The organism is Rhodoligotrophos appendicifer, assembly GCF_007474605.1.
In the GTDB taxonomy this organism is placed as follows: domain Bacteria; phylum Pseudomonadota; class Alphaproteobacteria; order Rhizobiales; family Im1; genus Rhodoligotrophos; species Rhodoligotrophos appendicifer.
Map to the genome: position 1 here is coordinate 1 of NZ_VHKL01000015.1, position 13,430 is coordinate 13,430.

The window sequence follows — 13,430 nt, forward strand, 5'->3', positions numbered from 1 at the left end:
ACAGGCGAATGGACGGAGCCCGTTGCTGCACGATGATGCTGCCATCTTCGGCTTGGCGGTTCTCCGCACTCCGCTCGCGATACTGGCCGAGAGAAACCTGCTGCTCATCGCTTGCATCGCTCATGCCTTGCTGATTTTCGTCATAGGCAGCAAGATTTCTGATCTGGTTCGGCTCTGTGCGGAACATGTAGACATAGTCGTTCTGCAGGCCGAGTTGGTTGAGCGCGACCAGCCGCGGCTCCTCGCCAAGGCCGAGGGAGTTCCTGAACACGATGACAGCCTGGGGCTGGTTTCTGTTGTTGACGATGACGCCGTCGATCCGTCCGATTGTCTCGCCATCGGGATCATAGACCATCTGGCCTCTCAGATCCGAAACGCGGGCCTGTCGTTCCCAGCTGGCGGTGTTGTTGTTGGCGTTTGCGTTCTGCTCCGTGCGCTGAGCCTGGCTCGTGTCATTGGCCGTCTGTGCCATGGCCCCGACGGGAAGCAGCATTGTCGAGGTTAGGAGAAGGACTGGAAAGATCTTCATTGAGATGACTCCCGTTAGATTTATGTATTTTGAAGCGTTTCGATGAACGCCTTGCGGTGATCAGCGGTCGATCGCTGTATCCATTCTTCAGCATCCGCTCAGTTGGCGGCGCTGGCCGAATTTGAGCTGCCGGATCCGGACTTGTTCCGCTGCTGCTCGATCACATCGGATGCGCGTTGATCCGGTGCCTGTTGGCAGGCCACGACGGTCTCCTTCACAGGGATCTCGAAATAGCCGCTCATGGCCGCGATCTGAGGAGATGCACTGCCGCTCGAGGCTGAGCCTGTGGTCCCTGCTGAGGAGGAGTTCGCCGCCGCGTTGGGTTTGGACGTATCCGAGGAGCTCGCCTGGGAGCCCGTCGATGCGCCCGAAGAGCCGCTCTGTGAGCCTGTGGCTGACGAGCCCGTGGCTGAAGAACTCGTTTGCGTATTCGTCGGGCCTTTACTGGACTGATTGTCGCCAGTGGAGCCCGACATGGATCCCGACGAGCGCTTCCCTTCGTTATATCCACTCACGAAATACAACACGCCCGCCACGGTTCTTGTGTCCATGGCGGTGATTTCCCGGCATGTGATGTCGCTCGCTTGACGCTCCGTGGACGCCGCTGAGCTCGTTGTTGAGCTGGATCCTGAGGCACCGGAGTTCGAGCTTTGGGCGAAGGCTGCCGGCATGCTAGCCACCAGCGCGGCAGCAGATATAGCAAAAAGGTACCGTGACATGGCATTTCTCTCCTAATAATTGAGGTTTTTTTGAGCCTGCATTGGGGCGACTCAATGGTTCAACAGGAGAACTCCTCCTCCGTTCCAATTTCACGAGAAAAATCTGATGTCAAAAAAATGTTACCTCATATTTATATTAGATAATTCTTGTTATTATCTTTATGTTATTTGTTTTTTGGTCAGTAACTTATACTTTTATGCACGTATTGATTATAATCAGTTAAAAAGACTATCTTATACTAATCTCTAATTTATGTTACTTTAGTGAACCGACGGCGCAGCGATGCCCAGAGCCAGGTTAGAACGTTCCGCTCGGTCGCTCAGGCTTGCAATTTCTTCCGGATGTTTCAGCGACGGGTACGTTTCGCCTCGCCCGTAATCGGCGCCGATGGTGGTGCATCTCCCGGTTATACTTTGATGTCCTTCGCTTCGACCTGGAACCAGCATCGGCAAAGTCTCTTCTGTCTATGACGGGGGTGACGGAAACCAAAATTGAAAGAAGGAATGAGGATGACGGCTCGACGGATACTCTTACCCTCGCTGCTGACGGGACTGGCTTTGCTGGCGCCGATCCCTGCGCAGGCGAACTCGTGCGGCGCTCAGACGAAGGCGGCCGCAGGTGAAACAATCCAGGCGATTGCTGTGCGCTGCGACGTGGCGCTGGACGACCTGCAAGGCGCCAATCCGAATCTGCAGAGTGGCCCATTGGCAGCGGGCATGGTCGTGGACATGCCGGGGTTCCTCGGCGGCTCCCTGTCCGAGAACGCGCGCAACGCCGTGCGCGAGGCCGGCGATCAAATCAAGGGTGCGGCAGGCCGCGCGGGAAAGTCGGTGTCGGATTTCTTGCGCGATGAGCCCGATCTCAACCGTGACATTCTGGAGTTCGGCGAGAGCCTGGGCTTGCCCGGTGTGAAGGCGCCCCCTCCGGAGACGGGAGCCGAGGCGAGGGTCACCCCGCAGTCAGGACGGCCTGGCGATCAGGTCGAGATCCGTGCGTCCGGATTTCGCGCCGACGTGGCGGTGAAGATCTACGCGACCTCCGCCGCGGGGCAACAGGAGCTCCTCGGCAGCGCCGTTGCCGATGCCGCAGGCCGCGTGGAGCAGAAGGTGACGGTTCCCAACCGCCCGGTCGGCGATAAGCTGTCGTTTGCAGTCGAGACGGAACGGATGCGGCTGTCGACGGAGCCTTTCGCCGTGACCGCGGCGCCTTGAGGAAGAAGCCCGCCGCCGTACGAAGCCCTTTGGATGATCAGGCAAGCGGTCCGTTTGTTTGGAGGCCAATATGGATCTTTTTGATTTGCAGTGGCACCGGCTCCTGGAGGATCTGGTCACCGTCGCCGTCGCCTTCGTTCTCGCACTGCCGCTAGGCTGGCATCGCGAGGGGGGCAAGATTCGCGCAGGCTTGCGCACCTTTCCAGTGGTGGCCATGGCCGCCTGTGGATTTGCGCTCATTGCCCGCTACGATCCAACCTCGAGCGCCGAGACTCGTGCGCGGATTCTTCAGGGGATCATTACCGGGGTGGGTTTCATCGGTGGAGGCGCGATCCTGAAACGGGGCGACAACGTGCAAGGAGTGGTGACCGCGGCCAGCATCTGGAACACCGGCGCCATCGGCGTCGCCGTTGCCTATGCCCGGCTCGAGATTGCCATCGTGCTCAGCCTCATCAACTTTGTCTCCCTGATCCTTCTCACCCCCATGATCGACGACGACACCTCGACCTGACCGCTCCTCGCGCGGAGGGCGCGCGGGTGATCGAACGGCTTGCAGTGTAATGGCTCGATTTCATCGGACAAGCGGAACCAAAAATCCTCGAGTCCTTTAGCAGTCGCGAGGACACATCGCCCGAGGGGCGGAGCTTAGATCGTTGCCTGGTCGCGCTGAAGGAGGAGAAGTGTCCACGAGCAACAAGACGATACTGAAGTGGACCGTTCCGGTGATCGCCATCTGCTGTCTTGCATTGGCTTGGTACTTTGTCCCGCTGAGGGAATGGGCGATCGCCTTCAGCAATTGGGCCGAGGACATGGGAGTCGCAGGGATCGCCCTTCTGAGTATCGCCTATGTGATTTGCACGCTCCTTCTCGTCCCCGGCGTTCCCCTCACCCTCGCCGTGGCTTTCGTCTATGGCTGGTGGTCGCTGGCGATCTGTTTTCTCGGCGGCATGACGGCCGCCCTGATTGCATTCTTAGCCGGCAGGTATCTGGTTCGTGATCTGATTACGCGTTTCATCCGACGCCATCCCATGCTCAAGGCAGTGGACGCGGTGGCGCGCGAGGAAAGTTTCAAAACGATCCTCCTCGCCCGGCTGACGCCGGTCACGCCCTTTGCGATGGAGAACTACGCGTTTGGGATCACCGGCGTGCGTCTGGTTCCCTATTTGGCGGCAACGGCAGTCGGCATCATCCCCGGCACCATCCTGAATGTCTGGGTGGGGGTCATCGGCCGAACTGCGGCGCGCGGCGGCGCCAGCGTCCTGGGTTGGAGCCTGCTGGGAATCGGATTGCTCGCCAGCATCGTCCTTGTCGTCTGGATCACCCGAAAAGCCAGGCGGAAGGTCCACCAGCAGAAGATCACGGAAGCGCGTAGCTGATCACATAATCGCCGATAGGCGTTTCCATGAAGTGATGGCCGCCCGCCATGAAGCCGATATACTGCTTGCCGTCCACCTCGTAGCTGATGGGATTGGCCTGCCCGCCGGCGGGCAAGACATCCTCCCACACCACCTCTCCGGTCTTGATGTCCATGGCCCGGATCAGGTCGTCGGTCGCTGCCGCGATGAAGACCAGTCCTCCCGCTGTGATCAGGGGCCCGCCATTATTGGGCGTTCCGATCTGCACGTTGATATAAGTCGGCAGGCCGAAGGGACCGTTTCTGCGGGCTGTGCCGAGAGGGTGGTTCCACAATGTTTCGCCCGTCTTGAGATCGATGGCGCGGATGCCTCCATAAGGGGGTTCGGTGCACGGCATGCCCGTGAACGGCGCGCGCCAGCCGGCATTCACGTCGATGGCGTAGGGCGCACCTATCTGGGGATCTCCTTCGCCTTCGGCGCGGCCTTCCTCATCTGAGCGATCGTTGCGCTCATAGATCGGCGAAAGGTTTCGCCTCTCGGCCTCCTCCCGGGGCAACAGCCGGTTGAAGTTGGGGATGTTATTGTAGTTGGAGATGATGATGCCGCGCTCACGGTCGATGGCGATGCTGCCCCAATCCGCCCCGCCATTATAGCTAGGATATTGGATGTAATGGCGATCCGCCGTTGGCGGCGTGTAGATACCGTCATAGGACGCGCGCCGGAACTGAATCCGGCACCAGAGCTGATCGAGCGGCGTCATCCCCCACATGTCCTTCTCCTCCAGCCGGGGGAAGGCCAGGCTGTGATAGCGGGAGCGGGGCTGGGTCTTGGAGATCCAATCGGCTTCGACGCCGCCCGATGGGGCTTCGACTTCATCAACGGGGAAAAGCGACTCGCCGGTTCGCCGATCGAGCACGTAGATGTCCCCCTGCTTGCTCGCGAGGACGAGGGCCGGGACCGGTCCGCCATCTGCGGGGAAGTCCAACAGGGTGGGTTGCGATCCGAGATCGTAATCCCAGACATCGCGGTGGACGGTCTGGAAGTGCCAAACCGGCTTGCCGGTGGTGACGTCTATCGCCACCAGGGAGGTCGCGTATTCGTTCTCGGCCTCGCTCCTGTTGCCGCCCCAATAGTCGACCGAGGAGTTCCCCATGGGGAGATAAACGTAGCCGAGCTGTTCGTCTCCGGCCGCCACCGTCCACATGTTGGGTGTGCCGCGGGTATAAGTTTCACCTTCAGGCGGCAGGCCGGTGAGCGCCGGATTGCCGAGGTCCCATGCCCAGGCCAGCGCGCCGGTCATGGCGTCGAAGCCCCGAATCACGCCCGAGGGAGCGTCCTCCGCCTCGCCGTCCTTCACTTGCGCGCCCGTGACGATGATGCCGCGCACGATCGTGGGCGGCGCCGTGACGGCATACCAGCCCGGCACCTTTTTTCCGATGCCCTGCCACAAATCGACGGTTCCGTTCGGTCCGAAGTCGGCGCAGGGTTCGCCGCTTTCCGCATCGACGGCGATCAGCCTGGCGTCGAGGGTCGCCTCGATGATCCTCGTACCGCAGGCCTGACCTGCTGATGCATCGGGGGCACGATAGTAGCTGACGCCGCGACAGCTGGCCCCATAGGGAATGGCTGCATTGTCGACCTGAGGATCATAGCGCCACTGCTCCTGTCCGGTGGCGGCATCGAGGGAGATCAGGATGTTCATGGCCGAGCAGAGGTACAGACGGTTCCCCACCTTCAGAGGAGTGGTCTCGGGTGCATATTTGCCTTCAGCCGAGCCCGTGGGCATGTCGCCGGTACGGTAGGTCCACACCTTTCTGAGCTGGCCGACATTGTCGCGCGTGATCTGGCTGAGAGGGGAATACCGGGTGGCGTGTTCATCGCCTCCATAGAAGGGCCAGTCCGCACCGACTTCGGGCTGCACGGCCGGAGGACGTGCTGCTGCGGCGGTTGGGATTTGCACCCCTGGACTTGGGGTTTGCACCCCTGGCGCCGCGTCCTGCTGTTCGATCGGGGGTGCCGCTTCGGGCGCGGCCCCGGGGGCCTGCAGCGGTGGTGCTGCGGGGGCGTTCTGGGCGGGCGGAACTGCAGGAGCATCTTGGGCGCTCACAGGGGGACCGAAAACCAGCACGCAGGCGATTGCTCCGAGAGGGATGATTTTGGTTGCCTTGAGCATAGGCGTCTCCTCAGGCCGTGTTCCAGGATGATTACAATCTGCCGTCGCGTTTGTGTCTCGAGCACCGCCTCAGGATCGGAAGGCAGATCAACACGAGCAAGAGAACGACCGTGGGAGCGACCAACCGTGGAACCTGAGCCCACCAATCGAATCCCTTTTCCCACAGCGCCCACACCACTGTGCCTGCATAGGTAACGAGATAGACCCAGAGCGCGGCCATCGATGGGCGAAAGAGGAAGTAGGCAGTCAGCAGCAGGCCGAGCCCGGCAAAGCCGTAATACCAGGAGCCACCGAGCCCGATCAGCCAGAGTCCGCCGAGAAAGATCGGGAGGCCGAAGGCGATGACGAGAAGACCCAGCGCGAACAGCCAGAGATAACCCGATGACCCTCCTGCCGCATGGTCCCGTTGGATGGGCGGCATCGGCACCTCCTATGTAGTTCCTCACCAGCAGATTTTTCTGCGTCTTGTATTGGCTAACTTTCCAGGCAGGGAACCGTTCCGGCCGAAACGCAAATCATCGCGGAGTCGTTTTTATTTGAGGGTCTGCGACACAGCCTTTTCCGAACCTCCCTGCCTCGGTTGACCTGCGAGCAGACACTGGGCGGAAGGAGGTCAACAGGAATCGCGGATGTTGCCCGTTGGCTCCGCTGCAGGAATTCGTTCCGGGGGCCAGGGAACTCCGGCACTGAAAATGCGTTCGCTGGAGGTGAGGGAACGCGGCTCCTTGCCAGAGACACCGCGCACATCGATAGGCAACGACCGGGAGAGTCGGGATGGCGGGAGGCCTTGGCCCGTTTGCAATCCACATGCTGCAGCACATCCTGGCGATGAATGTTGCTGCACCCTTGATCATTCTCGCGCTGCATCGCCGCCTGCCGACGGACCTTTGGCGCTTCTGGCCCGTGGCGACGATCTGCCAGATCGGTCTCCTATGGGGCTGGCATGCGCCGCCCGTCATGGCGTCTGCCATGGCGCATCCGGGCCTGCTGTTTGCCATGCATGGCTCCCTGTTCGTGTCTGCGCTGCTCTTCTGGGGCGCGCTGGCGACCATGCCGCAAGACAACCAGTGGCGGTCGATTTTCGCCTTGCTGGTCACAGGCAAGCTTTTCTGTCTCCTGGCTGTGCTTCTGGCGTTTTCGCCCCGGCTCCTGTTCGGGCATCTGCACGCTATTGGTGGAGATGGCGCGATGCTGGCGGACCAGCAGCTGGCCGGCCTTTGGATGCTGGTCGCCTGTCCTCTGACATATGTTTTGGCGGGAATCATCATTTCGTGGCGGTGGCTGCGGGATCTCGAGACGCGATACGAGAGCGATGGCGGAACAGCCTGATCATGTCACTCGACTGACGCGATGGCAGCGGATCGGGATCGCGGCCCTCGGTCTGCTCTGCGCGGGGTTGGTCGGTGCCGTGCTCTTCATCTGGTCCGGCTATTACAACGTGGCCGCCGGTCGCGAGCATCTATCGTTGACGACGTGGATCCTTGAGCAGGTTCGGGATCAGTCGATCAAATCCCACAGCGACGACATCGAAGTCCCGGAGCTGGATGATCCGAATCTCATCCGTCTCGGCGCCGCTCATTATCAAGGGGCCTGCGTGTTCTGCCATGGGAGCCCCGATCAGCCGCGCAATCCCATCGTAGCGAACATGCTGCCGGCGCCGCCGGATCTGTCGGCCTCCAGCGAATATTCACCGGCGGAAGTCTACTGGATTGTCCTGAATGGCTTGAAATATACCGGAATGCCGGCTTGGCCCGCCGAGGGCCGCGGCGATGAGGTTTGGGCGCTCGTTGCTCTAATCGAGAGCTTCAAGACCTCTGCCGGCGGATCTGGCCATGGGCTGGCGAATGACGACCGGCCGGCGGCGAAGCCGGGGCACGCACTTGCGGAAGGCAGTGAGCCGCCGGTTCTGACCGATTGCGTTCGCTGTCATGGCGACGAGACGGCCGCACCGATCAGTAATCTGGTGCCCAGCCTGTCCGGGCTGTCGAAAGACTACATCATGCGCTCACTTGAGGAATACCGCAGCAATCGCCGGCAGAGCGGGATTATGGAGCCCGTGGCCTTCGCGCTGACGCCTGAGGTCATGGAGAAGCTCGCAACCTATTACGCATCTCTCACGCCGCTGCCGCTGCCTGAGATCAACGCGCCGGAAGCGATCGACAATGGCAGAAGGATTGCCGCAGAGGGTGTGCCTGAGGCGGATGTCCCTGCCTGCCTCGCCTGTCATGGTGCCAGTCGGAGCAATAATTTCCCCGCGCTGGATGGCCAGCCCGCGGCCTATCTGGAGGCGCAGCTACGACTATGGCACAGCGGCGGTCGCGCCTTGACCGGCTACGGTGCGATCATGGCGCCGGTGGCTCGGCGCATGACCGCGCAGCAGATCCGCGATGTGAGCCTTTATTTCCAGGCACGCTCGGTACAGGGAGGGTCGTCGCCGTGAGCCTGCGCCGATGGCTTGCCACCAGCCCTGTGGTTGTCGCCCTTGCAGCGAGCGGATGCGCCGGCAACCAGTCTGCCTTCGCCCCGACGGGAATAGATGCCGATCGCATCAACCTGTTGTTCTGGATCATGACCTTGGCGGGGGGCGTCATCCTGCTCGCTGTCATGATTTTGACGGCCCTTGTCATCGCCCGGCCCGCGTGGTTTCGCCGGCGCATTGCAAATGACCGCTTCGTCATCGGCGCAGGAATCGTCTTCCCCATGGTGACTCTGACCGTCCTGCTCACCTACGGGCTTCTGATGATGCGCGCCGGCGCTCCCCTCGCCGCAGGACAGGAGACACTGCGGATCGCGGTGAGCGGCGAACAGTGGTGGTGGCGGGTCACCTATCGGGATTCCCGGGGGCAGCAGATGGAGAGTGCCAACGAAATTCGCATCCCCGTGGGTCGCCCCGTCGCTCTCGAACTGACGACGGCGGATGTCATTCACAGCTTCTGGGTTCCGAACCTCGCCGGCAAGCTCGACATGATCCCGGGTCGCACCAACGTGCTGACCCTCCAGGCGACCGAGAAAGGGATCAGCCGCGGTCAATGTGCCGAATATTGCGGCGGTGCCCACGCGATGATGTCCCTTCACGTGGTGGCCTTGCCGGAGAACGAGTTCCAGGATTGGTGGCTGCGGGAGGCAGCCCCCGCATCCGGCCCCGATTACGCGGAACAGCAATGGGGTCGGCAGGTCTTCCTGGAGAGCGGCTGCGGCAGCTGCCACACGGTTCGGGGCACGCCGGCGCAAGGCAAGATTGGTCCGGATCTCACCCATGTCGGCAGCCGCCTGTCGCTGGCGGCCGCCACGCTCCCGAATGATGCGGAAGCTTTCGCGCGCTGGATCAGGGACAACCAGCACATCAAGCCGGAGAACAGGATGCCGGGCTACACCATCTTCTCCGTTGAGCAGCTCGCGGTTCTCGCCGCCTATCTCGAGGGGCTGAAATAGCGAAGCCGATGCTCGATTTCACTCAGCTCAATCTCGTCATCAATCTGCTGATCTTCGCATCGGCGGGCGTTGCGGTGTGGATGGCGGGAGCGCGGATCACGTCCTATGCGAACTCGTTCAGTGTCAAGACCGGCATCGGACAGGCGACTGTGGGATTGCTTCTCCTCGGCGGGATCACCTCGCTGCCGGAAATCGGCGCCACTGTCACGTCCGCGTCCATCGGCGCAGCCAACCTCGCCCTGAACAATCTGTTCGGCAGCATTGCCTTTCAAGTCGTCATTCTGGTCATCGTGGATTTTGCTATAGGCCGGCAGGCTCTCACAGCGGTGGTGCCGGACCCCATGGTGATGCTGCAGGGCGGCCTGAACATTCTTCTGCTCACCCTCATGACGGCAGGAATGATCACTGGCGACATTGCCGTCCTCGGGATCGGCGCCTGGGCCTGGGCAGGTCTTCTCGCCTATGTCTTCAGCGTCTATCTGCTGGCACAGTCTCAAGACCGCAGGTCCTGGTTGGCGGCAGACCGGGGGCAGCTCAACCGAAGTCTCCAACGAAAGCAGGACGATGCACAGAAAACCGCCGATGAGGCGCATCAGGCCATCAGCCTCCGCAGAACGATCGCCTGGATCGTCGGCCTTGGCGCAGTCATCCTCGTCGCTGGTTATTTTCTCTCCTTGACCGGCGATGCCATGGCAAAGCAGACAGGACTGGGCGGCAGTTTCGTGGGCTTCGTGCTCCTCGCCGGGGCCACCTCCCTTCCGGAGTTTAGCACCGCGCTGGCGGCGGGGCGGCAAGGGCTCTACACCCTCGCGATCTCCGACATTCTCGGCACCAATCTCATCAATATTGGGCTCGTCTTCCTCGTCGATGCGATCGCAGATGGAGAACCGGTTCTCAACAGCGCTGGTCCTTTTGCGGCCTTCGGCGCTTTGCTCGGGATCGCCGTCACCACTTTGTTCGTGATCGGGATGGCCGAGAGGGGCGATAAGACCATCGCTCGGATGGGGCTCGACTCCCTAGCGGTGCTGATCACCTACGGGACCGGGCTCGTCATTTTGTTTTTCCTGCGCTGAGGGAGGAGAAGCTCATGGCCCTACCCAATGTCGGCCCCCGCCCCGAAGGTGAGTTGGAAGAACTCAAGCGCATCTGGGCTACTCCGCGGGGTTGGCGCATCCTCACGGCCGTCAACAATACTGTGATCGGCATCCTCTATATCGGTGCCGCCTTCGCCTTCTTTTTGGCGGCGGGCGTTCTGGCCCTGCTCATGCGCACTCAGTTGGCGGTCGGGGACAATGATTTTCTGAGCCAGGATGTCTACAACCAGATCTTCACCATGCATGGAACCACCATGATGTTCCTGTTCGCGGTGCCGGCCGTCGAGGCTCTGGGCGTCATGCTTCTGCCGCAGATGCTGGCGGCGCGCGATCTGCCCTTCCCGCGGCTCAGCGCATATGCCATCTGGGCCTACATCATCGGCGGCACGGTTTTCTTCTCCACGGTCTTCTATGGGCTTGCCCCAAAAGGCGGTTGGTTCATGTATCCGCCGCTCACCACGCTCGAGTACTCGCCCGGCGATAATGCCGATTTCTGGCTCCTCGGGATCGGCTTCATCGAGATCTCCGCCATCGCCGGCGCCATCGAGATCATCGTCGGCACGCTGCGCACCCGACCGCCGGGGATGACGCTGGCGCGGATGCCGATCTTCGCCTGGGCCATGCTCATCTTTGCCGCCATGATCGTCTTCGCCTTTCCGGCCGTAATCCTGGCGACGATGCTCCTTGAGCTGGAGCGTGCCTTCGGCTGGCCCTTCTTCTCGTCAGACAAGGGCGGCGACGCCCTGCTCTGGCAGCACCTGTTCTGGTTCTTCGGCCACCCGGAAGTCTACATCATCTTTTTGCCGGCTGCGGGGCTGGTCTCCATGATGATCCCGACCATGGCGCAGACTCCCCTCATCGGCTATCGGCTGATCGTGGTGGCCCTTGTCGGCACCGGCTTTTTCAGCTTCGGCCTGTGGGTCCACCATATGTTCACCACCGGCATCCCGGCCCTGAGTCTGGCCTTCTTCTCGGCCGCCAGCATGGCGGTCGCCGTGCCCTCCGGAATCCAGGTCTTTTCGTGGATCGCCACCATGGCGGCGGGCCGAGAGCGCTTCCGGATCACCGTGCCGTCGCTGTTCATTCTCGGCTTCCTGTTCATCTTCGTTCTGGGCGGGCTCACCGGCGTCATGGTCGCCATGGTCCCTTTCGACTACCAGGCGCACGACACCTATTTCGTCGTCGCCCATTTCCATTATGTGCTGGTGGGCGGGATGGTGTTCCCCCTCTTTGCCACCTTCTATTACTGGGCGCCCATGGTGAGCCGAAACATGCTCTCCGAGCGTTTGGGGCGCTGGGCCTTCTGGCTCATGTTCTCGGGCTTCAACATCGCCTTCCTGCCCATGCACATCACCGGTCTGGCGGGAATGCCGCGACGGGTCTGGACCTATTCCAGTGGTATGGGTTGGGACACGCTGAATTCGATTTCCACTGCCGGCGCCTTCATCATGGCAAGTGGCGTTCTCGTCTTCGTCCTGGATTTGATCCTGAACTTCCGCACCGGTGAGGGGGGTCCGGACAATCCTTGGAACGCCGGCACATTGGAGTTCCTGCCGAACGACGTCTACTCCACCCGCAGCATTCCTCACGTCACCAGCCGGGAGCCCTTGTGGGACAACCCGGACTTGGCGCGCGAGGTGAAGGAAGGGCTTCACTACCTTCCCAACGCCCCCACCGGCGGCCGCGAGACGATCGTCACCTCGGTGGTGGATGCCAAGCCGCAATACATCATCCAGATGCCTGGTCCCAGTTGGACCCATCTGAGCGCGGCCGTCTTTACCGCCGCCTTCTTTCTCCTTCTGACCGTGAAGATGGTGACGCTGGCAGTCAGTTGCGGTGTTCTCGCGGTCCTGTCCTGCATCGTTTGGGCCTGGCAGCTCGACAAGCCGTCACAGGGCGATGTCGAGATCGGCTCCGGTATCAGGATCCCCACCTATATGACCGGGCCGCAATCCCATAGCTGGTGGGCCATGGTCGTGCTGATGCTCGTCGCGGCCTCGCTCTACCTCGCCTATGTCTTCTCCTATTTCTACCTGTGGGTCGTCTCGCCCGAAGTCTGGGCTCCGGCCGGATCCCCCGCCCCTCCGTCACTGGGATTTCCCTTGGGTTCGGCAGCTCTGCTCCTGGGTGGCTGCCTTGTCTTGTTCTTGACCGACAAGGCGTTGCCGCCGTCGGGCCGGCGCAGCGGACCGGTCGTGGGCGGCCTCATGATTGCGGCAGTCGCCCTCGGAGCGGCCGTGGTCCTGGAGATCTGGGGACACTGGACGACGGGATTGCGCCCGGATGCGAGTGCCTACGGCGCCATGGTCTACCTAGCCGCCGCGCTCACCGGCCAGGCCGCCGCTGCGGTGATCATCATGTGTCTGTTCGCCTGCGGCCGCATGGTCGCCGGGCAGCTCGATAAGGAGCGCAGGATTACCTTCGACAATGCGAAGCTGTTCTACGTTTACACCGCGGCACAAGGCCTCGTTGGTCTGCTCCTCATTCACGGCTTCCCGCGCTTGGTTGCTGAGGCCACGCCATGACCGAGGATCTGCGCGGCGAGCGCCCGATGATGGGAGTGTTCGTCTATCTGCTATGGGGACCGCTTCTGTGGTCGCTGCACTTGCTCTTGGTTTATGCGAGTCATACCGGGCTGTGCCGGATGGAGCTTGCCGACTGGCATGGTCTCCCTCTCGTTCAGGGCATCATCATTGGGGTTACGGTTGCCCTGGCTGCGGCGGCGACAGCGCTTCTGATTTGGCCGAAGACCTTTTTTCGAGCCTTCGTGGGCAGCCAGCCTGGGGCCGATCTCGACACCTTCATCATGCGCACCATGCGCCTCCTTGCGGTTCTGTCGATCGGCGGCATTCTCTGGTCCGGGATGGCAGCCATTGTCCTGCCCTCGTGTCTGCAGCTGCGATGATCCGGCCGGCC

Annotated in this window: 13 protein-coding genes and 1 pseudogene; 9 read left to right on the forward strand and 5 right to left on the reverse strand. The window is 61.6% G+C overall.

Annotation, left to right across the window (positions count from 1 at the left end; translation table 11 throughout):
- The 3 genes and pseudogenes from FKM97_RS23975 to FKM97_RS27290 all read right to left on the reverse strand — a co-directional run.
- The coding region (locus FKM97_RS23975) for a PRC-barrel domain-containing protein (RefSeq protein ID WP_144295001.1) at nt 1-529 on the reverse strand (529 nt) is incomplete at its 3' end.
- Nucleotides 530-627: 98 nt separating this feature from the next.
- On the reverse strand, nt 628-771 hold the full coding sequence (locus FKM97_RS26805; RefSeq protein ID WP_246105247.1) for a hypothetical protein: 144 nt from the start codon (nt 769-771) through the stop codon (nt 628-630).
- A 306-nt stretch (nt 772-1,077) separates the two neighbouring features.
- Nucleotides 1,078-1,248, reverse strand: a pseudogene (locus FKM97_RS27290) (hypothetical protein); the annotation flags it as partial.
- Nucleotides 1,249-1,758: 510 nt separating this feature from the next.
- On the opposite strand from FKM97_RS27290, the gene FKM97_RS23985 reads away from it, so the two are divergent.
- The 3 genes from FKM97_RS23985 to FKM97_RS23995 all read left to right on the forward strand — a co-directional run bounded on the left by FKM97_RS23985 (nt 1,759) and on the right by FKM97_RS23995 (nt 3,836).
- Nucleotides 1,759-2,460, forward strand: coding sequence for a lytic transglycosylase domain-containing protein (locus FKM97_RS23985; RefSeq protein WP_170241117.1), 702 nt, complete (start codon nt 1,759-1,761; stop codon nt 2,458-2,460).
- A 70-nt stretch (nt 2,461-2,530) separates the two neighbouring features.
- On the forward strand, nt 2,531-2,971 hold the full coding sequence (locus FKM97_RS23990) for an MgtC/SapB family protein (RefSeq protein WP_144295004.1): 441 nt from the start codon (nt 2,531-2,533) through the stop codon (nt 2,969-2,971).
- 169 nt (nt 2,972-3,140) lie between these two features.
- A complete protein-coding gene (locus FKM97_RS23995; protein ID WP_144295005.1) occupies nt 3,141-3,836 on the forward strand; it encodes a TVP38/TMEM64 family protein in 696 nt (231 codons plus the stop codon).
- Here FKM97_RS23995 and FKM97_RS24000 read toward each other — a convergent pair.
- Together FKM97_RS24000 and FKM97_RS24005 are read right to left on the reverse strand one after the other, a co-directional pair.
- Nucleotides 3,817-5,988 (reverse strand): pyrroloquinoline quinone-dependent dehydrogenase, encoded by a 2,172-nt coding sequence (locus FKM97_RS24000; protein ID WP_144295006.1) that lies wholly within the window; start codon nt 5,986-5,988, stop codon nt 3,817-3,819. The genes FKM97_RS23995 and FKM97_RS24000 overlap by 20 nt on opposite strands.
- A 31-nt stretch (nt 5,989-6,019) precedes the next feature.
- Nucleotides 6,020-6,409, reverse strand: a complete 390-nt coding sequence (locus FKM97_RS24005) for a glucose dehydrogenase (protein WP_144295007.1) — start codon at nt 6,407-6,409, stop codon at nt 6,020-6,022.
- Nucleotides 6,410-6,762: 353 nt separating this feature from the next.
- Between FKM97_RS24005 and FKM97_RS24010 the strand changes: the two genes are divergently transcribed.
- The 6 genes from FKM97_RS24010 to FKM97_RS24035 are packed head-to-tail and all read left to right on the forward strand — an operon-like array spanning nt 6,763 to nt 13,419.
- Nucleotides 6,763-7,317 carry a cytochrome c oxidase assembly protein gene (locus tag FKM97_RS24010; RefSeq protein WP_144295008.1) on the forward strand — a complete coding sequence of 185 codons (555 nt, stop codon included), beginning with the start codon at nt 6,763-6,765 and terminating at the stop codon, nt 7,315-7,317.
- Nucleotides 7,301-8,428 (forward strand): c-type cytochrome, encoded by a 1,128-nt coding sequence (locus FKM97_RS26815; protein WP_246105248.1) that lies wholly within the window; start codon nt 7,301-7,303, stop codon nt 8,426-8,428. Before FKM97_RS24010 ends, FKM97_RS26815 begins: the two co-directional genes overlap by 17 nt.
- The gene (coxB, locus tag FKM97_RS24020) at nt 8,425-9,420 is read left to right on the forward strand and encodes a cytochrome c oxidase subunit II (protein ID WP_428977939.1); all 996 of its coding nucleotides are present in this window, start codon (nt 8,425-8,427) and stop codon (nt 9,418-9,420) included. The genes FKM97_RS26815 and coxB overlap by 4 nt, the downstream gene beginning before the upstream one ends.
- A gap of 8 nt (nt 9,421-9,428) precedes the next feature.
- Nucleotides 9,429-10,493 (forward strand): sodium:calcium antiporter, encoded by a 1,065-nt coding sequence (locus FKM97_RS24025; RefSeq protein ID WP_144295011.1) that lies wholly within the window; start codon nt 9,429-9,431, stop codon nt 10,491-10,493.
- A gap of 14 nt (nt 10,494-10,507) precedes the next feature.
- Entirely contained in the window at nt 10,508-13,039 is a 2,532-nt protein-coding gene (ctaD, locus tag FKM97_RS24030) for a cytochrome c oxidase subunit I (RefSeq protein ID WP_144295012.1), read from the forward strand.
- Nucleotides 13,036-13,419, forward strand: a complete 384-nt coding sequence (locus tag FKM97_RS24035; RefSeq protein WP_144295013.1) for a hypothetical protein — start codon at nt 13,036-13,038, stop codon at nt 13,417-13,419. The genes ctaD and FKM97_RS24035 overlap by 4 nt, the downstream gene beginning before the upstream one ends.
- Nucleotides 13,420-13,430 lie beyond the last annotated feature (11 nt).

What these genes read in the sequence shown, in the direction of transcription:
- FKM97_RS24010 (WP_144295008.1), top strand. Translation starts at nt 6,763, where the DNA reads ATGGCGGGAGGCCTTGGCCCGTTTGCAATCCACATGCTGCAGCACATC.
- FKM97_RS24035 (WP_144295013.1), top strand. Translation starts at nt 13,036, where the DNA reads ATGACCGAGGATCTGCGCGGCGAGCGCCCGATGATGGGAGTGTTCGTC.
- FKM97_RS23990 (WP_144295004.1), top strand. Translation starts at nt 2,531, where the DNA reads ATGGATCTTTTTGATTTGCAGTGGCACCGGCTCCTGGAGGATCTGGTC.
- FKM97_RS24025 (WP_144295011.1), top strand. Translation starts at nt 9,429, where the DNA reads ATGCTCGATTTCACTCAGCTCAATCTCGTCATCAATCTGCTGATCTTC.
- FKM97_RS26805 (WP_246105247.1), bottom strand. Translation starts at nt 771, where the DNA reads ATGAGCGGCTATTTCGAGATCCCTGTGAAGGAGACCGTCGTGGCCTGC.
- FKM97_RS26815 (WP_246105248.1), top strand. Translation starts at nt 7,301, where the DNA reads ATGGCGGAACAGCCTGATCATGTCACTCGACTGACGCGATGGCAGCGG.
- ctaD (WP_144295012.1), top strand. Translation starts at nt 10,508, where the DNA reads ATGGCCCTACCCAATGTCGGCCCCCGCCCCGAAGGTGAGTTGGAAGAA.
- FKM97_RS23985 (WP_170241117.1), top strand. Translation starts at nt 1,759, where the DNA reads ATGACGGCTCGACGGATACTCTTACCCTCGCTGCTGACGGGACTGGCT.
- FKM97_RS24000 (WP_144295006.1), bottom strand. Translation starts at nt 5,988, where the DNA reads ATGCTCAAGGCAACCAAAATCATCCCTCTCGGAGCAATCGCCTGCGTG.
- FKM97_RS24005 (WP_144295007.1), bottom strand. Translation starts at nt 6,409, where the DNA reads ATGCCGCCCATCCAACGGGACCATGCGGCAGGAGGGTCATCGGGTTAT.